Raw genomic sequence first — 21,917 nt, 5'->3', positions numbered from 1 at the left:
GGTTTTTCGTGAGTACCATAGTGTTCATCTATAGTGCGCAGCGCTTGGGAATAGGCTCTGGCATGGGGTAACATGGTGTAAGAAAATCGTGAACACAATTAGCATCGTGCAAAATGGCGCACCATCCTAGTGCCAGCCATTGCAGGGAACCGGAGAGGACTCAATGGCCTTTGCCCAGAAATTCATCGTTGCCGATGACCACCCGCTGTTCCGCGCGGCGTTAACGCAAGCCTTGCGCCAAGTTGCTTCCCAAGCTGAAATCGTCGAAGCGGATACCATGGAGGCGACCACCGAGGTGGTAACGCGTCATCCCGATGCGGATCTTATCCTGCTGGATCTACACATGCCGGGTGCCCATGGGTTCTCCGGCTTGATTCAGTTGCGTGGTCAGACTCCGGATATCCCTGTAGCCGTGGTGTCCGGCAGTGACGAACCCTATGTGGTGCGTCGGGCCATCGACTATGGTGCGTCTGGTTTCATCCCCAAATCCTCCTCCCTGGCGATGATCTCCCAAGCCGTAGGCGAAATTCTCGACGGTGAAATCTGGCTGCCGGAAGCATTGGCTGCCACCCTCGGGGAGACCAACGAAGAAGAGACCCGTTTCGCTGAAGCGATCGCCTCGCTTACCCCTCAGCAGTTTCGCGTGCTCAACATGCTCACGGAAGGCTTGCTCAATAAGCAGATTGCCTATGAGCTGAGCGTCTCCGAGGCCACCATCAAGGCCCACGTGACCGCCATCCTGCGCAAGCTAGGCGTGCATTCGCGTACTCAGGCCGTGATTGCGGCCCAGAAGCTCGAAGTCGAGCCGCCCAAAGTCGAATCCTGAAAGACTAAAAACACCACAAGTTGAGCCCAGGGCAACGTTCGTTCAAAAGAGCATTGACCTGGGCTTTTTCGTCAATTTCGTTAACAGTATTCAAGAAGTGCGCGTGGCGCGACTGGCTTGCAGCGTGCGGGTCAGCAGAGCGCGTAAGGCGGCAGGGCGTACCGGCTTCAACAGCAGATGATAGCCTGCTCGCTTGATCTCTTCTGCAACCTCTTCGGTGCGATCCGCGGTAATCACGATGCCGGGTATGGGGCCTCGAAAACGCTCATCCAGTGCTTCCAGCGCCATCAATCCAGTCACCTCGTTATCCAGGTGATAGTCGGCGAGTATCGCATCCGGATCTTCTTCAAGATGACGCAGAATAGACTTGGCGCCGCCAATCGAGGTGGCAGTGAATACCTCGCAGCCCCAGCCGGATAGCATGGCCTTCATGCCTTCCAGTATCAGCGTTTCATTGTCGATACAGATGATTCGTGTACCTGCCAGCTTATTGCTGGTGCGACGGCTGGGAGCATCATCCCTGGTTGCGAGTGTCTCCTGGGCGGATACCCGAGGGACCTCCACGGAGAACAGGGTTCCGGCTCCCTCCCAGGAGCGCACCCGAATGGGGTGACCAAGGACCCGACTCATACGATCGGCAATGGATAGCCCCAGGCCCAATCCCTTTTCACTCTCCTTGTGCCGGGAAACTTGATCCAGGCGGCGAAACTCCTGAAATATCTCAACTTGTTTGGACTCGGGGATACCTGGACCTGTGTCCCAGACCTCGATGGATAGATGCGAGCCATGGCGCCGACAGCCCAACAGCACGCGACCATGCTGGGTATAACGCAGCGCATTGGCGAGAAAGTTCTGCAGGATGCGACGCAGCATCTGAGGATCACTGTCGACCCAGGTATTGGTTGCCACCACGCTCAGATCGAGTCCTCGCTCTTCGGCCATCAGCTCGAATTCGGCCCGCAAAGGGCGAAAGATATTCGCCAGAGGAAAATGCGCCCGCCGAGGAGTGAGAGCGCCGGCATCCAGTTTCGAAATGTCGAGTAGCGTACTCAAAAGCTCTTCAGCGGCCTGGAGGGAGTTATCGATGTGGCCAACGGTGCGCTTGAGATCCTCCGCGTCCTCTTGCTGGGAAAGCGCCGATACGAATAGCCGCGCGGCGTTGAGCGGTTGCAGTAGGTCATGACTGGCCGCCGCCAGGAAGCGGGTTTTCGAGGCGTTGGCCGTCTCGGCGGTCTGCTTTGCCTGGCGCAGCGCCTGTTCGGCTTCGGCCCGCACCCGGTTTTCCTGGCGCAGCGCCGCATTGGCCTTGGACAGCGCCTGGGTACGCTCGCGGACGCGCTCCTCTAGATTCTCATTGGTTTCCTGCAGCGCAATTTCAACCAGGCGACGCTCGGTAATGTCCTGATAAAGCGCAAAGAAACCAAGAATGCTATCGCTGTCGCCAAAGTGAGGCGTGTAAGTCACCAGCATGTAGCGGATGCCACCATCGCCGTCATCCAGAGAAATCTCGAAGCTGACCCGTTCGCCGTTCAGCGTTCGATCCATCCAGGGAGCGCGATCCCGTGCGATCCCTGGAGAAAGTACGTCCTGCGTGCGTTTGCCGATGACACTGGCGCGATCGATGTCGAAAGTCTGTTCGTAGGCTCGGTTGGTAAAAAGATAACGCCGTTCCTTGTCGAAGTAGGCGATCAGCGCCGGCACGTTGTCGGTATAGATGCGGATGTTGTTCTCCGAGCGAATCAATGCCTCTTCGGTGCGTTTTTGCTGGGTGACATCTTGATAGCTATACACGAAGCCGCCGCCGGGCATGGGATTGCCTTGAACGTCGAGCACGCTGCCATCCTGACGGTAGCGGATGTAGCGATGCGGCTGGCCCTTACGGATGTTGTCGAGCAGCAGCTCGACATGCTCTTCCGGATCTCCGGGGCCGTATTCGCCGTTGTGGGCGTTGTAACGAAAGATCTTGGCGATCGAGGCACCGACGCGAATCAAATGGTCCGGAAAGCGAAACAGCTCCAGATAGCGCTGGTTCCACACCACCAGACGCAGGTTCTGATCCACCACGCTGATGCCTTGATTGATGTTTTCGATGGTTGCCTGAAGCAGGGCCCGGTTGAACTCGAGCACCTGAGAGGCTTCATCGACGATGGAAATGACATCCGAAATGCCGATGCCGCGCCCCTGCAGGGCAGAATTGACGACGATGCGCGCCGAGGACGCGCCAAGGACTGACGCCAGCAATCGTTCGGTGAATTGAATGACATCGATCGAAGCTCGCGCGTTGTATTCCAGTAGCTGACCGCTGCGCCGTGCGTAGTCGTAAAAAGCATCCCGGACCTGATCGGCGCCCAGGAAACGCTCGCACAGCACTCGCAGATCGTCCACGGTGGTGGCCCCGGTCCAGGGCCGATTCACCGAGGTCTGTCGGGTTTCGACACTATCCACGAATAACGAGGCCTGAATCCGCTCTACCACGCGCTGAGAGGTAATCTGAGAGACGAAGATGTAGCCGAACAGGTTGAGCCCAAGGGACAGCATCACGCCGTGGGTGAAAGGATCGCCGATGTTGAAACCGAACAGCTGCGTCGGGGATAACCAATCGATACCCAGCGGACTGAGGGTAAGCCAGGCAGACGGAACCACGCCGGCAGTCACCAGGGTCGGCAGCAGCAGCGCATAGGCCCAGACCGCAAAGCCGAGATTCATGCCGGCGATGACCCCAAGGCGATTACCGCGTTTCCAGTAGAGCCCTCCCAGTAATGCTGGGGCAAATTGCGCCACCGCCGCAAAGGAAAGCATGCCGGTGGACGCAAGAGAGCTGAATTCCGCGGTCAGCTTGTAGAAGCCATAGGCCAAGGCCAGGATGGCCACAATGGTGATGCGTCGGGCGCGTAGCACCAGTCGGCCATAGTCCCGCGCCTTGGTATCGAACCAGCGCAGACGGAAGAGTAGCGGAATGACGATCTCATTGGACACCATGATCGATACCGCAACGGCGGCAACGATGACCATGCCGGTTGCCGCAGAGAAGCCACCGATGAAGGTCAGCAAAGTCAGAAGCTCATTGTCCGCGGCGATGGGCAGCGCCAGCATATAGGTATCAGGCGAAATCCGGCTTTCGGGAAACATCGTCAGACCCGCAGCGGCGATCGGTAGCACGAAAAAGCCGATGGCAAGAAGATATAAAGGGAATAGCCAGCGCGCCCGAGCGGCATCGTCAGGGTGGGTATTTTCCACCACGGCCACATGAAACTGACGCGGCAGACAGAAGATCGCCAGCATGGCCAGCAGCGTCTGCGCCCAGAAGCCTTGTCCAAAGTCCTGCTCGCTCAATTGGCGTTGCAATTCGAGGTAGCTGTCTGCACGCCCGAGCAGATCTCCCAGTCCATCGAACATGCCCCAGGTGACGTAGGCGCCCAACACCAGAAAGGCGAGCAGTTTGACCACGGATTCGAAGGCGATGGCATGAATCAAGCCTTCATGGTGCTCGGTGGCATCCGTGTGCCGGGTGCCGAACAAGATTGCAAAAATGGCCATCACCGCCGCCACATAGAAGGCCGTGTCGGCAAACAATGGCGCCCGGGTCATGTCGGATGAGGCGGTGAGCACGGTGAACGAGGTGGAAACGGCTTTCAGCTGCAGGGCAATGTAGGGCAGGGTGCCGATCAGCGCTACGAGGCTTGCGAAGGCGGCAAGAGATTGGGTCTTGCCGTAGCGAGAGGCGATGAAATCCGCGATAGAGGTGACGTTCTGGCGTTTGGCAACGCGAATCATCTTGGCCAGCACCGGCCAGAACAGGGCAAAGGTCAGCACTGGGCCAACGAAAATACTGGCGAAGGACCAGCCGGAGGTGGCGGCCTGGCCAACGGCGCCATAGAAGGTCCAGGAGGTGCAATAGATTGCCAGTGCCAGGCTGTAGATGATGGGTCGGCGCTGCGCTGCGCCCAACAGTCGGGCACGCCGATCGCCACGCCAGGCAATGAAGAACAGGATGGCGATATAGAGTAGCGAAATGGCAATCAACAGCCAGCCTTGAAACATGCGTCCCCCTTTTTTCTGCGCTCATTCTAGGGCAATGCAGAAGGAGATGTTATGTATCTGAGCAGACTGTTTTGAACAAGGATGTCGAAGGATCGATGCGTTGTAACCCGGATAGATCGGGTTGACGACTTTCGCCTACCAACGGCAATTTATCCCGAGTGGCGCAGTTGATCAGATATGCCTGAGGTGTCACCAGGTCCTGATAGCTTTTTTCAAACTGATACAGGATGAACTTGACCAACGGTTCTCCATTGACCTGCGACCTTGCCAGACTGTCCTGATCGACGACGTCGAAGGCGGTGGTCAAGGGCACCAGGTAGGTCCAGGGGCGCCAGAGCATCTGCGCCTTATTGGTGGACACGACCGTTGCCGTTTCGGGCAGCCGCGCTTGTTTATCCTCGAACCAGGCGTATTCGTAATTGATCTGATAGGCCAGCATACCCAGGCCTGCAAAGACCGGTACCACCCAGCGTGGCGCCCGCTTGCCGCTGGCGAACCGTAGCAACAGTCCGATGCCTGCCGCTCCCAAGCCGGCGAAGGCCGCCGCAATCAAATGCCATATCATGAATCGAACGTCTCCACAGCAGTCGGGCTTCCCGAGGGAAGCCCGATTGGTAGTGATTTACCGATGGCAGCGGGGCTGCATCAGGGCGCCATTATGGCTTAGGCTTTGTCCGGAAAGTACCTGCGCTCGTCCATGCGGCGTTAAAAATTGGCTCAAGATGCTCATTTACACCGCGTAAACTCCGCTCTTGGACTCGCAACATCCATGTTGCTCGCTCTTCGAGCAGCGGAGCTGCCCAAATCGGCAATCCTGCCGATTAGTCGCCAATTTTTGCCTTGCCTAGACTTCGCTCGCTGACTTTTCAGACGAAGCCTAGTGATCAACGGCGATACCAGCGCCTTTCGGATAGCGCACGCTCTCCACCAGATCCTGGATCTCCTGAGGCGGTGGCGCGGTAGCCTTGGATACGCTGAAGGCCACGGCGAAGTTGATAATCGCCCCGATGGCACCGATGGATAGCGGCGAGATGCCCAGCACATAGTTCGCCGGAATGTCCGCCAGGTTATTGGTACCAGGGATGAAGAACCAGCCCTTGTAGATGAAGATATAGACCAGAGTGAATACCAGGCCTGTCAGCATGCCGGTAATCGCGCCTACGTTATTCACCCGTTTGGAGAAGATCCCCATCATCAGTGCCGGGAACAGGGATGCGGCAGCGATACCGAAGGCCAGTGCCACCACCTGAGCCGCGAAGCCTGGCGGATTGGCACCCAGGTAGGTGGCGACAACGATGGCCACGGACATGGAGATTCGCGCTGCCAGGAGTTCGCCTTTCTCGGTGATCCTGGGGTTGATCGAGCCCTTGATCAGATCGTGACTGATGGCAGACGAGATGGCCAGTAGCAGACCGGCGGCGGTCGACAGCGCGGCTGCCAGCCCCCCTGCCGCGATCAGGCCAATGACCCAGCCAGGCAGATTGGCGATCTCCGGGTTGGCCAGTACCAGAATGTCCTGATTGACTTCCAGTTCGTTGCCCTCCCAGCCTCGTGATTCGGCAGTAGAAGCAAAGGCTTCCGAATCCGAGTTATACAGCTGAATACGCCCGTCGTTGTTCTTGTCATCAAACTGAATCAAACCTGTGACTTCCCACTCCTTGACCCAGTTCGGACGCTCCTCGTACTGAATGGCCTGGGCGCTGGGGCCATCCGGATAGATGGTATTCACCAGATTCAGGCGTGCCATGGACGCCACCGCCGGCGCGGTCAGATAAAGCAAGGCGATGAAGACCAGGGCCCAGCCTGCGGACCAGCGAGCGTCAGCAACCTTCGGCACGGTGAAGAAGCGAATGATGACGTGAGGCAGACCTGCGGTACCGATCATCAGCGTGAGGGTGAACAGCACCATGTTCAGCTTGTTGTCCACGTCCGCCGTGTATTCATTGAAGCCGAGGTCGGTGATGACTTCGTTGAGCTTGGCCAGCAGTGGCATGCCAGAGTCGGTATGCTCCGAGAAAAGGCCTAGTGGCGGTAGGGGGTTTCCTGTCAGCTCGAGGGAAATGAACACTGCCGGAATGGTGTAGGCGGTGATCAGCACTACATACTGAGCGACCTGGGTATAGGTGATGCCCTTCATGCCTCCGAGTACGGAGTAGAAGAATATTACTACCGCTGCAATGATCAGACCCATGGTGGCGTCGACTTCAAGGAAGCGGGAGAAGGCCACGCCGGCGCCGGCCATCTGGCCGATGACATAGGTCAGGGAGGCGACGATGAGGCAGACCACCGCAACCAGACGCGCAGTCCTGCTGTAGAAGCGATCGCCGATGAACTCCGGTACCGTGAACTTACCGAACTTGCGCAGGTAAGGCGCCAATAGCGTGGCCAGCAGGACATAGCCGCCGGTCCAGCCCATCAGGAAAGTAGAGTTGGCATAGCCACCGGAGGCAATCAGGCCGGCCATGGAAATGAAAGAGGCGGCGGACATCCAGTCGGCGCCGATGGCCATGCCGTTGGTAATGGGGTGCACGCCGCCACCGGCTACGTAGAAGTCTTTCGTCGAGCCAGCCTTGGCCCAGATGGCGATACCGATATAGAGAGCAAAGGATGCGCCCACGAACAGGACGTTGATAGCGAATTGACTCATGCGGGTTTACTCCTCGAGTCCGAACTTTTTATCGAGCCGATTCATTTTCCATGCGTAGAAGAAAATGATGCCGATAAAGGTCAGGATGGAGCCCTGCTGAGCAAACCAGAATCCCAGGTCCGTTCCGCCGACAGGAATGCCGGACAGTAAAGGGCGTAGCAGAATGGCGAAGCCATAAGACACCAGTGCCCAGACAATCAGGCAGCCAGCAATCAGACGAACGTTCGCCGCCCAGTAGGCAGCAGCATTGGTTTTATCATCTGCCATATTATTGCTCTCCGCTTGTTTTAATTAAGGAGGTTGCATCGAGAAACCATCAGTTCCAACAGGTTGATCGTCATCCCATGACAACCATTATCGATAAGAAAAGCCCTGCGGTCTCGCGTTACTGATCGTTGTCTCTATCAAATCAAGATGTTTCATCGACACGTTGTTACATGCCGTGACTCGAGGCTAATAGTGGGCAACAATTGCAGAAAATAAAATCCTATACTTTGGTACTAGGTGCAAAAAAAGATTTAATATCAATATTGAAAAATCATTAAAATACAATAAGTTATTTTGTTTTCAAGCAGGTTGGCTTACTGTCGAAAGGCAGCACATAGGACGATGGTCTAGGCAGTAGTGCATGGGACAATAGTCTAGGTTCAGAAGTATAGAACGATGGTCTGGCTTTTTTTTAAAATAATAGTGTTGCTATTCTTGCTTGCGCATTATCGATGTCGATAGTCATGACATGTCATTCAAATGTCTCTGTCACTGATGATTGAATTGGATAGGTATAGGATTGGCTGCATGCGCTGAGCCAATATCGAAAGAGGTGCAGGGGGAGCGCACGATGGTCGACATTGATCTTTCACAACCGCCTTTCTCGTTGCTCGACGAGTCCAACAAGGCGCGGATTGTCAAAGGAGTCGATCTAGGCTATTTCGACAATCAGGAAATCATCCTCGAGGCCGGCCAGACCGGTGAGTTCGTCTTTATCATCCACAAGGGCGAAGTCGCGGAGCTGGATAACACCATGCCGGGTGACCAGGGTCGCATCGGACATTACTCAGCCGGTGATTTGTTCGGCGCAATCAGCATCATCAATGGCAAGAGCCGTTACCGCTTCAAGGCAGAGCAGGAAACGCTGTGCTATCTGCTGCCCAAGTCGCTCTTCGAGCAGCTCTGTCAGAATTCCCCTGCCTTTGCCGAGTTTTTCCGCCAGAGTCTGGCTAACAAGACGCGTTTGTTGATCGAACAGCGCAGCGAAGGCGGCATGACCATGGCGGGGTTCATGTTGGCGCGTATCGCCGAGTGCATGCGCCCTCCGCTCATCCTAGACGAGGCGACGACCATAGCTCAGGCCGCAGCGGCCCTCGACGATAGTCATGCGGACAGCATGTTGATCCAGGCAGGGGAACGCTTTGGCATGATCACCAAGACGGATCTGCTCAACGCCCTAGTGCTGGATAAGCGCGACAAGAGCAGCCCGGTGGTGGACATTGCCCATTTCACACTGGTTTCGGCTCAGCCCGATGACTATCTGTTTCAGGCCCTGGTGAGCATGACCCGCCACAAGGTCTCCCGGGTGGTCGTACTGGAGAAGGAACGGCCAGCAGGTGTCGTCGAGCTGACCGATGTGCTCAGCTATTTCTCCAGCCGCTCCTATATGGTCAGTCTGGAGGTGGAGCAGGCGGACGATCTCGAAGCGCTTGCGACAGCCAGCGCGCGCATGCCGGAACTCGTCCAGGCGTTGATGGCTCAGGGCGTGAAACTGGAATTTGTCATGGATCTGCTGTCCGCCCTCAACGGACGCATCGTCAACAAGGCGTTTGGTTTCATCGTGGCGCCGGAACACCAAAGCCAAAGCTGCCTGCTGGTCATGGGGAGTGAAGGGCGCGGCGAGCAGATACTCAAGACCGATCAGGACAATGCCCTGATTCTTGCTGACGATTCCGGCTGGCCCGAATGCGCTTCGGACATGCAGCGACTCACGGATACGCTGCTCACGTTGGGGTATCCGCCCTGCCCGGGCAACATCATGGTATCGAATCCCGAATGGGTGAAGAGCGAGTCCGGATGGCGTGACACGATCTCTCATTGGATCGTCAAGCGTGACGGTGCCTCCTTGATGAATCTTGCGATTATGCTGGATGCTCATGCGGTGGCAGGGAATGCGACGCTTCTCGAGAGATTGCGTCAGCATCTTTTCGAGCACTGCTCCCGAGACGAGCTGCTGCTCTCCTATTTTGCTCGCGCCGCCTTGAGCTTTTCCACGCCGCTGACCCTGTTCGGCACGCTCAAGAAACCTGAACACGGTATCGACATCAAGAAGGGCGGCATTTTTCCCATCGTGCACGGCGTACGTACTTTGGCCCTGGAAAAACGAATCCTGCCGACCTCGACTCTCGCAAGGCTGAAGGCATTGGTGGAAGAGGGCCGCCTGGAAAAGAGTTTCGCCGACGATTTGGGTGAGGCGCTTTCCCTGTTTTCCGAGCTACGCCTCAAGCAACAGTTGGCACGCCTTGATGGAAGGCAGAACAGCCAAGAGCCCAATCATGTGGTGGTGCAGACGCTTTCCTCTCTGGAACGCGATCTGCTGCGGGAGGCGCTGGGTATCGTCAAGAGCTTTAAGCAGCGATTGTCCTATCGCTTCCATCTGGAATACTAAAAGGAACGTATCTTGATGCTTCGAGCCTTGCGCCGGGTGACCGATCGCAGACGTCAGGCGGATGGCCACTACGGTTGGCTGTTCAATCCTTATACCGGCGATGAGGTAGTGTCTATCGATTGTGAAACCACCGGGCTCGATACGAAGACGGCGGAGTTGGTATCGGTGGCGGCGGTGCGTGTCAAGGCCGGGCGGGTGCTGACCAGCGATTCCCTGGATTTGCGCCTGCAGTGCCCAGAAAGTTTGAGTGGCGATTCAATCAAGATTCATGGCTTGCGTGGCATCGATCTCGACGGCGGTGACACGTTGACGGAAGCGCTGGAAAAACTGCTCGATTTCATCGGCAATCGTCCGCTGCTCGGCTGGTGCATCGACTACGATCTGGCAGTGCTCAACCGCCATTTGAGACCGAACTTCGGTTTCGATCTGCCTAACGCCTGTCTTGACATGCTCCATCTCTATCGGCGTCAGGTACGCAGAACGAATCCGGATATGGAACCCGATCTGCGTTTTGAAACCGTGGCCAAGGCGTTGGGCGTTCCAGTGATGGGGCGGCATACGGCTCTGGGCGATGCGGTGACCACGGCGCTGATGTATGTACGATTGAGAAAGGATGCGGGCCAGGCGTGCTAGGCGTTGTTTGAAACTGCGCGACGTCGCATGTCAACCAGGGCAGTGGTAGCATGAGCGCCCTTGAATTCATCATCTAGTGCCTTCCCATGTCAGCGCTCATCGGCAAACCCAAATACGAGTTCAACAAGCTTCAGAAACGTCTGCGTCGTCAGGTCGGCAATGCCATTGTCGATTACGCCATGATCGAAGAGGGGGACAAGGTCATGGTCTGCCTCTCTGGCGGCAAGGACTCCTATACCCTGCTCGAGATCCTGCGCAACCTGCAGCGTAATGCCCCTATCGATTTCGAGCTCGTGGCGGTCAATCTGGATCAGAAACAGCCAGGGTTCCCCGAGCATGTGCTACCGCACTATCTCGATGGTCTGGGAGTGTCCTACCATATCCTGGAGCGGGACACCTATTCTGTGGTCAAGGAGAAGACCCCGGAAGGCAAGACCACCTGCGCCCTGTGTTCGCGCCTTCGGCGCGGCTCTCTTTACGGTTTCGCCGAAGAGATTGGCGCAACTAAAGTCGCTCTTGGGCATCATCGCGAAGACATCCTCGAGACGCTGTTCCTCAATATGTTCTACGGTGGCACCCTCAAGGCCATGCCCCCCAAGCTGCTCTCCGATGACGGCAGGAACATCGTCATTCGCCCCTTGGCCTATTGCCGGGAGGCGGACATCGCCGAGTTTGCCCGCCTGATGGAGTTCCCCATCATTCCCTGCAATCTGTGTGGCTCTCAGCCCAACCTGCAGCGACAGGTGGTCAAGGAGATGCTTGGCGAATGGGAAAAGACGCATCCGGGTCGGCTCGAAACCATGTTCAAGGCGGTAACCAACGTTGCCCCGTCCCAGCTTGCGGATCGCGATCTGTTCGACTTCCAGGGTCTTGAAGCCAAACGCGAGACCCTGAATGCCAATCGTATCGAGACGTTTGATCTCCTTACGCGAAAACTTTGAGATCGTCTTGCTATTAGTGAAACCGCTCTGGGTCGTAGAAAAGCTCGTAGAGCAAGGGATCGTTGAAATCCGCGATGACGGCCATTGCGCCCGCGTCGCGAAGCTCTTTCGGATGGTGAGTGGTTGCCAGCGCCACGGTATGGACCTTCGCACCGACGGCTGCCTTGACCCCCTTGGGTGAATCCTCGAAGGCCAATGCGTTTTCAGGTCCAATCTTGAGCTTTTCCAGAAGGCGCTGATGGATGTAGGGCTCGGGCTTCGCCCCACCGGCGTCGTCCGCAAACACCATGGGGTCGAAGGTATCTGCAAGCCCCAGTGACTTCAGTGACAACCGAGCGCTTTCCCAGGGCGGATCGGAGCCCAGTGCCAGATCACAGCCGCGTAGTCGGGCGATATCGAGAAAACGCAGGAGGCCCGGGAAGCAGCCCATATCCGCAACCCGCACCTTGTAACGCTTTAGCCGAACTGCCAGTAGCCTGTTGCGTTCATGCTCGTCGAGCTTGGGCACCAGATTGGCCAGCACCTCGTCCTGCGGTTTGCCGCGAATATGCTCCTGGTAGAATTGAAAATCTACATCGATGCCATAGGGGCGCAGCGCTTCGAGCCAGGTGGCCCGGGCCAGGTTGTGGGTATCGCACAAGGTGCCATTCAGATCAAAAAGCAGCGCAGAAAGCATGAATATTCCTTTATCAAAAACAGAGTTCCTGAGCGTCCTGTACAGACACGCTGATTGTCCAAGATAGTCCAGAACGCCTTTTCGCGGTAAAAAAGCTCGTCAGTGATTCACGCTGTGACTCATGCTCTCCATCGGCATGAAGAGCCCCCAGAGTTGCCACAGAGCAAAGGCGATGATCACAAGCGCGGCGACGGTGCGGGTGGCCGGGTGGCGAATCAGATGAGTCATCTGCCGGGCTGCCACGCCGGTAACCAGCAGCGCCGGTAGAGTGCCCAGGCCAAAAGCGCCCATCAGTGCCGCGCCGTGACCGGGATCGCCCCCTGCCAGGCTCCAGGTCAGCATCGAATAGACCAGCCCGCAGGGCAGCCAGCCCCATACCGCCCCCAGTGCCACGGCCTGAGGAACCTTGACTACCGGCATCAAACGCCGGCCGACCGGTTCGAGATGACGCCATAGATGGCGCCCCAAGGCCTCGATTCGGGTCAGCCCTCGCCACCAGTTGGCCAGATACAGGGCCATCAGAATCATCATCACGGCGGCCAGTACCTGTAGCATGAGTCGCAGGCTATTGCTGGCACTGCCAAGCAGTGTACCCAGACTCGCTACCAAGGCGCCTGCCACCATGTAACTGACAATGCGCCCCAGATTGTAGCCCAGTAGCAACCCGCTCAGGCGTGCGGTACTGCGCATGCTGGGGGGCACCGCAAAGGTCAAGGCGCTCATGATGCCGCCGCACATGCCGATACAGTGAGCGCCACCCAGAAGGCCGAAGATGAAGGCCGCTGCCAGAGGCGGTAGATCGAGGCCGGTAGGATCCATCAGTGAGGGTTCTTGTCCGGGTCGCCTGAATGATGCTCTTCTGATGCTGGCGTGTCGTCATCAATGCGCGGCTTACGATGAGCTCGTTTGCGCTGGCGCTGTTCCGCCGTCAGATCGTTTTCGTCCTCGTCGAAAAGAATGCGATAGGCCGGCCCTTCCAGGTCGTCGAACTGATCGTGCTTGACGGCCCAGAAAAACGCCCACACCGCGAGCGACAGCAGCAGCAAGGAAATGGGAATCAGCAGATAGAGAATGCTCATGACGTTGCTGCCATTGGCGAAGAGCGAGGAATGGTTTTGATCCGATTGAGTCGCAACGCATTGCCTACCACGACCAGTGAGCTGGCGGACATGCCCAGCGCTGCCACCCAGGGCGGTACCAGACCCAATGCCGCCAGGGGTAATGCGCAGAAATTGTAGCAAAGCGCCCAGAGCAGGTTCTGACGAATCAACTGCTGGGTCCGGCGCGCCAGCTGCACCGCGTCGACGATACGCCCCAGCCGCGGGCTCATCAACAGCGCATCGGCGCTGGTGCGGGCCAGATCCGTCGCACCGTTCATGGCCACGGACACGTCAGCGGCCGCCAGCACCGGTACATCGTTGATGCCGTCGCCAACCATGATGACCCGCTCACCACGGGCCTGCAGAGCCCGAACGTGTTCGAGTTTAGTTTCCGGCGTGGCACCGGCCTGCCAGGCTGTAATACCAAGCTCATGGGCAAGTCTACCGACGACATTGCTGACGTCGCCGGACAAAAGCTCCACCTCCAACCCCAGGTCACGAAGCCCGGTAACGGCCGAATGGGCGTCGTCGCGTAGAGTGTCATCAAGACGAAACCAAGCTAGCGGCGTACTGATGGAGTCATCAGAGCGGGCATCAATCATGGCGAGCAGCAGCCATTGGCCCTGCTGATCGGGCGACCGGGGCGGTGCCTTCATCGCGAAATCCGGACGCCCCAATCGGAAGCGCTGCCCCTGGATGAGGCCTTCCAGCCCTTGTCCTGGCACATTGCGCACCTCACTGGCGGTGACGTGCGAAGGGTTTTGGTCACGAAACGCCTGGGCAATGGGATGTTCGGAATGGGCCTCCAAGGCTGCCGCCAGGGTTCGCGCCTGTTCGCTGTCCAAATCGCTGGCTAGGGGCTGGATACTTCTTAGGCGTATCCGGCCCTCGGTGAGGGTGCCGGTCTTATCGAACACGACTCTTGTCGCCTGGGCCAGCCCTTCGATGGCATTGGCGCGAGTCACCAGCACACCCCGGCGGCGCAGCTGGCCGTGGCTGGCGGTCAGTGCTGTGGGCGTTGCCAAGGCCAGGGCACAGGGACAGGTCACCACCAGCACCGACAGCGTGACCCATAGTACCCGGGACGGATCAATGAAACTCCAGGCGATGGCTACCGCAAGACTGACGAACAGCAGGCTCGACACAAAATGATGCGCCATGTGGGAGGCCTGCTCGGCAATCTTGGGGCGGCTGGCGAACGCCCGATCACTGAGCTCCAGAATGCCGGCGGCTCGAGCATCGCGGCCGCTGTGGGTGACGTCGATTTCGAGTGGGCTTTCGACGTTGATGCTACCGCCGGTAACGCTTTCGCCGACCCGACGACTCACTGGCAGGGTTTCGCCGGTCAGCATCGACTCATCGAGACTCGAATGACCCGCAACGATGACGCCATCCGCGGGCACGCCGTGGCCAGGGCGCACCCGTATTCGATCACCTGGCTGCAATTGATTGGCGGGCAAGACTCGCTCGCTGCCGTCCGGCTCAAGCCGGACGGCGCTTGCCGGCAGCACGCCGGACAAGGCATTGCCGCTGTGGCCATTGCGCCTGCGGGCGCGCATCTCGATATAGCGGCTGAAAAGTAAAAAGAAGGTGAACATGGTCACCGAGTCGAAATAGACCGGGGTGCCATGCACATCGTCGCTACCTGTCAGTACCGCATAGGCGCTGGCAAGATAAGCGCCGAGAATGGCGATGGACACGGGAACGTCCATACCCAGATGACGTGTACGCAGATCCCGCAGGGCATTCTTGAGAAAAGGCAGGGCGGAATACGCAACCACCGGCGTGGTCAAGGCCAGTGAAAGCCAGTGGAACAGCAAAAAGAAATCCCTGCTAATGTCCTCCGGCCCCGAGACATAAAGAGGAATCGAAAACATCATGACCTGCATCATCGCCACCGCGGCAACGATCAGGCGACGAATGGACTGGCGCTCTTCGCGTTGCAGCTTCTGTTGGGCAATATCCGGCTCATAAGGCTGAGATGAATAACCGATGCCCGCAAGCTCCGCCAGAATGCGCGATAGCTTCAGTTGTGCCGGGTCCCACACCAGATGTAGCCGATGATGACTCAGGTTGACGGCACTTGAATGCAGGCCGTCTAGGGCGTTGAGATGGTGCTCGATCAGCCAGGCGCAAGCGGCGCAGGTAATGCCGTCCACTGCCAGGGTGATCTGGCGCCGATCGTCTTCCGCCGGATGAACGAACTGGCGCTGCAGCTCCGGATCGTCAAAGACGGCCCAGGTATCGGCGCGCTGGATCTGACGATCGTCCGGGCGCTCGGGTAGTTCGGTACGAAAGCGATAGTAGCTTTCAAGACCGCCATCGACAATGGCGTGAGCCACCGCCTCGCAGCCCGGGCAGCATAGTGGATGACGCTCATCCTCTAGAACGATATGCCAAGGCGCTTTGCGAGGCACCGGGGAGCCGCAGTGGTAGCAGAGCGCTTCACTATCGACGGACGTCGCCAGTGTATTCATGCCCCGCCGGTATTGGCGCGCAAGATCAGTGCTTCCTTCTGGGGCAATTCGATCTCACCCAGCAGACGCCACTCCGGCTCGACGGTCTGTGCATGCAGTTGCACATACCAGCGGTATTGCAAGGCGCGAGACAATTGGCCGACATAATGGCCGTCGCTGACTCGATCGAGGATCACGCGCTGGTCGCGACCATCCTGGGAGGGAAAGATCAGGTCGAGCTGCAGCTTTTCGGGGCGCGCCTCGCCCTGTAGATCGATCACGACATCGCCGCTCAGATCGTCGATGCGCAGGTTTGCCGCCATGCCCAGCTCAGCGGCACGTTGATCTTGCTCCAGGGTCTTGTTAATGGCCAATCCTTCCTTGTAGTAGTCGTCGACTACCATGCCATCGAAGCTCGTGATCGAGAACACCAGGAAGGTGGTGCCCATGACCACCGCCAACCCTAGTATTCCCAACAGAAACCAGGCCCAGAATTCTTTGTACCAGGGGCGTATCTGTGTCGTCATGAATCATCTCCGTGACTGGCCAAGGAAACGCGCTTCCTTAGCCAGTGTGATATCCGGATCCTGCTCGGCCTCGACGTTGATGACGATGGCCTTGCTGGGCGCATCGAGGGCCTCGGCGGGAACCGCAAGCTGTATCGGGAAGGTAGTGCTGCGTCCGGCGTCGATGGTGATGCTGTCGTTGCCCAGCAGCGCAATGCCGTCCAGACCGGTGGGTGTAATCACGTAGCGATGCGCCTTGTCATCCAGATTGCGGATCGTCAACGTATAGGAATTGGTGATATCCCCTTCCTGGGTCATGCTGTAAAGCTGGTTACGATCGCGCTCGATATCCACATCCAGCGGCAGGCGATCGCTGACGGTCCACACGAACAAGCCGATCATTATCACGAGTGCCACAAAATAACCGATCAGGCGCGGCCGTAGAACATGGGTCTTGCCGCCTTTGAGCGCATGCTCGGTGGTATAGCGAATCAACCCGCGCGGATAGTTCATCTTGTCCATCACGCTGTCGCAGGCATCGATGCAGGCGGCACAGGTAATGCATTCGTACTGTAGGCCATCGCGAATGTCGATACCGGTAGGGCAGACCTGCACGCAGAGCCCGCAATCGATGCAGTCGCCAAGGCCCTGCTCGCGATGAGCGGTGCTGCGCTCGCTCTGATGGGCGGCATTGCGCTTGCGCGCGCCGCGCGGCTCGCCTCGCGCCTCATCGTAGGAGACGATCAGCGTGTCCTTGTCGAACATCACAGATTGGAAGCGCGCATAGGGGCACATGTAGATACAGACCTGCTCCCGCAGCCAGCCGGCGTTGAGATAGGTGAATACCGTGAAAAATCCCACCCAGAACAGTGCCCAGCCCCCCACGGACAGCGTGACGAAATCAACCACTAGCCCGCGAATCGGCGTGAAGTAACCGACGAAGGTCAGACCGGTGGCAAAAGCGATGAGCAGCCAGAGCAGGTGCTTGGCGCTCTTGCGTGCGGCCTTTTCCTTGCTCATCGGCTGCTTGTCGAGCTTCATGCGTCGATTGCGCGTGCCTTCGGTGAGGTGCTCGACCCAGATATACAGCCAGGTCCATACGCTTTGCGGGCAGGTGTAACCACACCAGACGCGACCGGCAAACACCGTGATCAGGAACAGTCCAAACGCGCAGATGATCAACAGCCAAGAGAGCAGCATGAAATCCTGGGGGTAGAAGGTGCCCCCGAAGATATGAAATTGTCGGGCGGGCAAATCGAACAGTATCGCCTGCCGATCTCCCCAGTAAAGCCATGGGATGCCGAAATAAAGCGCCATCAAGACCCAGTTGGCACTGCGTCGAACGCGCTGAAAAAGCCCTTTTATTTCGCGCACATAAATATGTTTGCGACTAGCGTACATATCCTGCTTTACGCTTTTCTTGGGGTCATGAGTGCCCACAGTAGAGTTTGGGGTCACATTGCGAAGCGGAATCTTGTCCGTCATGGAATCACCTGTCGCGTCACGGTGAGGGCTGGCTCAGGCGAGTCATTATAATTGGGCGCTGGGTGCCGGTAGCCAGGTAATCTTATCGAATATTGCCAGGAGAGAGAGTTGGGTGCGACTGCCAGCCGCACCCGAAGAGTATCAATTGGATAGGCTGTAAATGTAGGCGGCAACCAGGTGCACCTTGTTTTCACCTATGTAGGCAGCCTGGGCAGGCATGTGACCGTTACGTCCATTGCGCAATGTTTCAAGTACTGCCGTGTGGGTTTCCTGTCCGGGCTGGCGATAGAGCCAGGTATTGTCCGTCAGGTTGGGAGCACCAATTGCCTGGTTACCCTTGCCGTCGGCGCCGTGACAGGCTACGCAGGCAGAAACGAAGATCGCTTCCCCCTGTTTTGCCTTGTCCGCATCATGCTCTTCGCCAGACAGACTCACTACGTAGCTGGTGACGTTCTCCAGATTGTTGTCACCGAGCTGCTGCCAGGCGGGCATTAGTCCATTACGGCCGTTGTTCAGCGTGGTGACGATGTTTTCCGGCTCACCGCCGTACAGCCAGGCATCATCGGTCAGATTCGGAAAACCGTAACCGCCCTTGGCATTGGAGCCATGGCAGACGGCACAATTGTTGAGGAAGATGCGCTCGGCAACCCGCATGGCATCGCCGTCCTGAGCAAGCTCCGGCACCGGCACTTCGCTGTATTTGGCAAAGATAGGCGCGTACTGCTCCTGGGCGTAGGCGATTTCCTCATCCCACTGGCCTTCCTGGGACCAGCCAAGTACACCGCGGAAATTACCCAGACCGGGATACAGCAGAAGATAGGCCACGGCGAAAATAATGGTACCCACGAACAGCATGAACCACCAGCGCGGCAAGGGGTTGTCGTATTCGTCTATACCGTCGGCGGTATGCCCAGTCGTTTCGATTTCGCCATCGACAGAAGGCTGTTTGTCGGTCTTGCGATTGGCGAACAGGATCCACCAGCAAAATATGATGGTGCCCAGCGTAATGACGATGATCCAGAGGCTCCAGAAACTGGAAAGGGTATCGCCCCAAAGGTTATTCATGAATTCTTGTCTCCCTCATCATGGCGGGATGTTGTGCGATCGTTTGTATAGCTATTGTCACTGGGTTTCTGATCATCTTCATCGGCGAAAGGTAGATTCTTCGCTTCGTCAAAGTCCTGCTTGCGTCGCTTGGAATAGGCCCAGAACACCACGCCCAGAAAGGCAATCATGACCAATAGCGTGGTGATGCCGCGGAAGGTTCCAATATCCATGACTTAGCGTGCGTCCTTGAGTACGGTACCCAGCTGCTGCAAATAGGCCACCAGCGCGGTGATTTCCTGCTCGCCCCGGACTTCTTGAGTCGCCCCGGCAATCTGCTCGTCGGTATAAGGCACGCCCACGCTCTTCAATGCACGCATCTTGCTTGGCGTGTCCTGGCCGCTCAGAGTGCTTTCGAACAGCCAAGGGTAGTTCGGCATCTTTGACTCTGGCACTACATCCCGCGGGTTGTAGAGGTGCGCACGATGCCAGTCGTCGCTATACCGACCACCTACCCGCGCCAGATCCGGTCCGGTCCGCTTGGAACCCCAGAGGAAGGGATGATCGTAGACGAACTCACCGGCAACGCTGTAGTGCCCGTAGCGTTCGGTCTCGGCGCGGAAGGGGCGAATCATCTGCGAATGACAGCCGACGCAGCCTTCACGGATATAGATGTCGCGCCCTTCGAGTTCCAGGGCGGAAAGTGGCTCGAGGCCTTCAACAGGTTCGGTCGTCTTGTCCTGAAAGAAGAGCGGCACGATCTCGGCGAGCCCACCGAAACTGATGACCACCAGGATCAGAACGGAGAGCAGACCAACATTCTTTTCAACTATCTCATGTTTCATTGGTATCAAGTTCCCCGTGTATTTAAGCGGTCTGCAGGACCGGCTCGTGTTCCCGCGCAGTGCTCTTGGACGTCATGTAGACGTTGTAGGCCATCAGCAGCATGCCGAACGCGAAGAAACAGCCGCCGATCCAGCGCACGACATAGCCAGGATGGCTGGCCTCGAGCGCCTCGACGAAGGTGTACATCAAGGTACCGTCCGCATTGACTGCGCGCCACATCAGGCCTTGCAGAATGCCGTTGACCCACATGGAGGTGATGTACAGCACGGTACCGATGGTCGCCAGCCAGAAATGCACGGCGATCAGCTTGACCGAGTACATTTCGATGCCGCCGAACAGGCGCGGAATCAGGTGATACATGGAGCCGATGGTGATCATCGCCACCCAGCCGAGCGCGCCGGAGTGTACGTGACCGATGGTCCAGTCGGTGTAATGGGACAGGGCATTGACGGTCTTGACCGCCATCATCGGACCTTCGAAGGTGGACATGCCGTAGAACGAGAGAGCCACGACCAGAAAACGCAGGGTCGGATCGGTGCGCAGCTTATGCCAGGCGCCAGACAGGGTCATCATGCCGTTGATCATGCCGCCCCAGGAGGGTGCCAGCAGAATGATCGACATGATCATGCCAAGCGACTGGGCCCAGTTGGGCAGGGCGGTATAGTGTAGATGGTGTGAGCCTGCCCACATGTAGGTAGTGATTAGTGCCCAGAAATGTACGATCGATAGACGGTAGGAGTAGACCGGACGTTCCGCCTGCTTGGGCACGAAATAGTACATCATGCCCAGGAAACCGGCGGTGAGGAAAAAGCCAACCGCGTTATGGCCATACCACCATTGGGCCATGGCATCGATGGCGCCGGCATAGGCGGAGTAGGATTTCATCGCCGTGACCGGGATTTCCGCGGAGTTGACGATGTGCAGCACCGCGACGGTCAGAATGAACGCTGCATAGAACCAGTTGGCCACATAAATATGGGAGGTCTTGCGCTTCTGTATGGTACCCAGGAAGACGATGGCATAGGAGACCCATACCACGGTGATCAGTATGTCGATCGGCCACTCGAGCTCAGCGTACTCCTTGGACGTAGTGTAGCCCAGGGGTAGCGTGATAGCGGCGAGGACGATTACCAGTTGCCAACCCCAGAAGGTGAAGGCAGCGAGCTTGTCGGAAATCAGACGCGTCTGGCAGGTGCGCTGTACGACATAGTAGGAGGTGGCAATCAGCGCCGAACCACCAAAGGCGAAAATGACCGCATTGGTATGCAGCGGGCGCAGGCGGCCAAAGCTCGTCCAGGGTAGGCCAAAATTAAGCTCCGGCCAGACCAGCTGTGCCGCGATGAAGACACCTAGGGCCATGCCCACGATGCCCCACACCACCGTCATGATGGCGAACTGCCGAACTACCTTGTAATTGTAGGTCGGATGTTCAAATGCTGTGCTCATGTTATGTTCCCATCGAACGCGTTGTTAGGTAGGCACTCTTGGAGCGCAGTATGCCCCAGGCTTTCTGCCCACATCATGATATAAATCAACATTTCGGACGCCGAGTCTAGCGCAGCCGTCTCGGAACCTAAATATGGAGTAACCCTTGATTATGGCGTGTTTCTACCGGCTAAATGCCGAAAGCGCATGTCAGTAAACGATAAACATCTATCAGGGTTTGTGTATTTCTTTAACCGTCTGCGACATCGCACCGCATAACTTGCGCTGAGATTGTCGACTTCTGATGCTCAGCGGTTTATCGAGTTGTCTGTTTAATTCGTCAAGCAAGTCGATGAAATCGAAATGGAAAACCCAGGTTGATCATGCTAGCAAAAAGCGTTGACATTCCATCGTCGCACTGTAGAATGCAGCGCCACGTGACGGGTGGTTAGCTCAGTTGGAAGAGCACCAGCCTTACAAGCTGGGGGTCACTGGTTCGAGCCCAGTACCACCCACCATCTTCTCAAGAATTGAAGCGTTTGAAAGATGAGGTGTCACGTTGTTTGGAAATTACGGGGACCGGTAGTTCAGTCGGTTAGAATGCCGGCCTGTCACGCCGGAGGTCGCGGGTTCGA

Annotated in this window: 18 protein-coding genes and 1 tRNA gene; 5 read left to right on the top strand and 14 right to left on the bottom strand. The window is 57.4% G+C overall.

Going from position 1 to position 21,917, the window contains the following annotated elements; translation table 11 throughout:
* Positions 1 to 163: 163 nt before the first annotated feature.
* The gene (locus CH74_RS11465) at positions 164 to 826 is read left to right on the top strand and encodes a response regulator transcription factor (protein WP_048307625.1); all 663 of its coding nucleotides are present in this window, start codon (positions 164 to 166) and stop codon (positions 824 to 826) included.
* Positions 827 to 916: 90 nt separating this feature from the next.
* Here CH74_RS11465 and CH74_RS11460 read toward each other — a convergent pair whose 3' ends face one another.
* The 4 genes from CH74_RS11460 to CH74_RS11445 all read right to left on the bottom strand — a co-directional run bounded on the left by CH74_RS11460 (position 917) and on the right by CH74_RS11445 (position 7,781).
* Positions 917 to 4,867 carry a NahK/ErcS family hybrid sensor histidine kinase/response regulator gene (locus CH74_RS11460; protein ID WP_048307624.1) on the bottom strand — a complete coding sequence of 1,317 codons (3,951 nt, stop codon included), beginning with the start codon at positions 4,865 to 4,867 and terminating at the stop codon, positions 917 to 919.
* A gap of 49 nt (positions 4,868 to 4,916) precedes the next feature.
* Positions 4,917 to 5,432: a hypothetical protein gene (locus CH74_RS11455; RefSeq protein ID WP_048307623.1), complete on the bottom strand. Its 516-nt coding sequence runs from the start codon at positions 5,430 to 5,432 to the stop codon at positions 4,917 to 4,919.
* Positions 5,433 to 5,744: 312 nt separating this feature from the next.
* Positions 5,745 to 7,514, bottom strand: coding sequence for a sodium:solute symporter family protein (locus CH74_RS11450; RefSeq protein WP_048307622.1), 1,770 nt, complete (start codon positions 7,512 to 7,514; stop codon positions 5,745 to 5,747).
* 6 nt (positions 7,515 to 7,520) lie between these two features.
* Complete coding sequence (locus CH74_RS11445; RefSeq protein WP_048307620.1) at positions 7,521 to 7,781, bottom strand: DUF4212 domain-containing protein; 261 nt, start codon at positions 7,779 to 7,781, stop codon at positions 7,521 to 7,523.
* Between the two features lie 571 nt (positions 7,782 to 8,352).
* On the opposite strand from CH74_RS11445, the gene CH74_RS11440 reads away from it, so the two are divergent.
* From CH74_RS11440 to ttcA, 3 genes are all read left to right on the top strand, one after another.
* Complete coding sequence (locus CH74_RS11440; protein ID WP_048307619.1) at positions 8,353 to 10,170, top strand: DUF294 nucleotidyltransferase-like domain-containing protein; 1,818 nt, start codon at positions 8,353 to 8,355, stop codon at positions 10,168 to 10,170.
* A gap of 15 nt (positions 10,171 to 10,185) precedes the next feature.
* Positions 10,186 to 10,803, top strand: a complete 618-nt coding sequence (locus tag CH74_RS11435; protein WP_048307616.1) for a 3'-5' exonuclease — start codon at positions 10,186 to 10,188, stop codon at positions 10,801 to 10,803.
* 86 nt (positions 10,804 to 10,889) lie between these two features.
* On the top strand, positions 10,890 to 11,744 hold the full coding sequence (gene ttcA, locus CH74_RS11430; protein WP_048307613.1) for a tRNA 2-thiocytidine(32) synthetase TtcA: 855 nt from the start codon (positions 10,890 to 10,892) through the stop codon (positions 11,742 to 11,744).
* 13 nt (positions 11,745 to 11,757) lie between these two features.
* Here ttcA and CH74_RS11425 read toward each other — a convergent pair whose 3' ends face one another.
* From CH74_RS11425 to ccoN, 10 genes are all read right to left on the bottom strand, one after another.
* Entirely contained in the window at positions 11,758 to 12,420 is a 663-nt protein-coding gene (locus tag CH74_RS11425; RefSeq protein WP_048307611.1) for an HAD family phosphatase, read from the bottom strand.
* 99 nt (positions 12,421 to 12,519) lie between these two features.
* Positions 12,520 to 13,239 carry a sulfite exporter TauE/SafE family protein gene (locus CH74_RS11420; protein ID WP_048307608.1) on the bottom strand — a complete coding sequence of 240 codons (720 nt, stop codon included), beginning with the start codon at positions 13,237 to 13,239 and terminating at the stop codon, positions 12,520 to 12,522.
* On the bottom strand, positions 13,239 to 13,499 hold the full coding sequence (gene ccoS / locus CH74_RS11415) for a cbb3-type cytochrome oxidase assembly protein CcoS (protein WP_048307607.1): 261 nt from the start codon (positions 13,497 to 13,499) through the stop codon (positions 13,239 to 13,241). The genes CH74_RS11420 and ccoS overlap by 1 nt, the downstream gene beginning before the upstream one ends.
* Complete coding sequence (locus CH74_RS11410; protein ID WP_048307606.1) at positions 13,496 to 15,997, bottom strand: heavy metal translocating P-type ATPase; 2,502 nt, start codon at positions 15,995 to 15,997, stop codon at positions 13,496 to 13,498. The genes ccoS and CH74_RS11410 overlap by 4 nt, the downstream gene beginning before the upstream one ends.
* The gene (locus tag CH74_RS11405; protein ID WP_048307605.1) at positions 15,994 to 16,503 is read right to left on the bottom strand and encodes a FixH family protein; all 510 of its coding nucleotides are present in this window, start codon (positions 16,501 to 16,503) and stop codon (positions 15,994 to 15,996) included. The genes CH74_RS11410 and CH74_RS11405 overlap by 4 nt, the downstream gene beginning before the upstream one ends.
* A 3-nt stretch (positions 16,504 to 16,506) precedes the next feature.
* Entirely contained in the window at positions 16,507 to 17,967 is a 1,461-nt protein-coding gene (ccoG, locus tag CH74_RS11400) for a cytochrome c oxidase accessory protein CcoG (RefSeq protein WP_082140402.1), read from the bottom strand.
* A 141-nt stretch (positions 17,968 to 18,108) separates the two neighbouring features.
* Positions 18,109 to 19,032 carry a cytochrome-c oxidase, cbb3-type subunit III gene (ccoP, locus tag CH74_RS11395; protein ID WP_048307604.1) on the bottom strand — a complete coding sequence of 308 codons (924 nt, stop codon included), beginning with the start codon at positions 19,030 to 19,032 and terminating at the stop codon, positions 18,109 to 18,111.
* Positions 19,029 to 19,244 carry a CcoQ/FixQ family Cbb3-type cytochrome c oxidase assembly chaperone gene (locus CH74_RS11390; protein WP_048307602.1) on the bottom strand — a complete coding sequence of 72 codons (216 nt, stop codon included), beginning with the start codon at positions 19,242 to 19,244 and terminating at the stop codon, positions 19,029 to 19,031. The genes ccoP and CH74_RS11390 overlap by 4 nt, the downstream gene beginning before the upstream one ends.
* Positions 19,245 to 19,247: 3 nt before the next feature.
* The gene (ccoO, locus tag CH74_RS11385) at positions 19,248 to 19,856 is read right to left on the bottom strand and encodes a cytochrome-c oxidase, cbb3-type subunit II (protein ID WP_048307601.1); all 609 of its coding nucleotides are present in this window, start codon (positions 19,854 to 19,856) and stop codon (positions 19,248 to 19,250) included.
* Positions 19,857 to 19,878: 22 nt separating this feature from the next.
* Positions 19,879 to 21,303: a cytochrome-c oxidase, cbb3-type subunit I gene (gene ccoN, locus CH74_RS11380; protein WP_048307599.1), complete on the bottom strand. Its 1,425-nt coding sequence runs from the start codon at positions 21,301 to 21,303 to the stop codon at positions 19,879 to 19,881.
* Between the two features lie 421 nt (positions 21,304 to 21,724).
* Here ccoN and CH74_RS11375 point away from each other — a divergent pair.
* Positions 21,725 to 21,800 (top strand) — tRNA-Val (locus tag CH74_RS11375).
* The last annotated feature ends 117 nt before the right edge of the window (positions 21,801 to 21,917 follow it).

Source organism: Halomonas sp. PR-M31, from assembly GCF_001039575.1.
In the GTDB taxonomy this organism is placed as follows: Bacteria; Pseudomonadota; Gammaproteobacteria; order Pseudomonadales; family Halomonadaceae; genus Modicisalibacter.
Note: the sequence above shows the minus strand (reverse complement) of the source record. Positions and strands in the feature narration are given on the sequence as shown.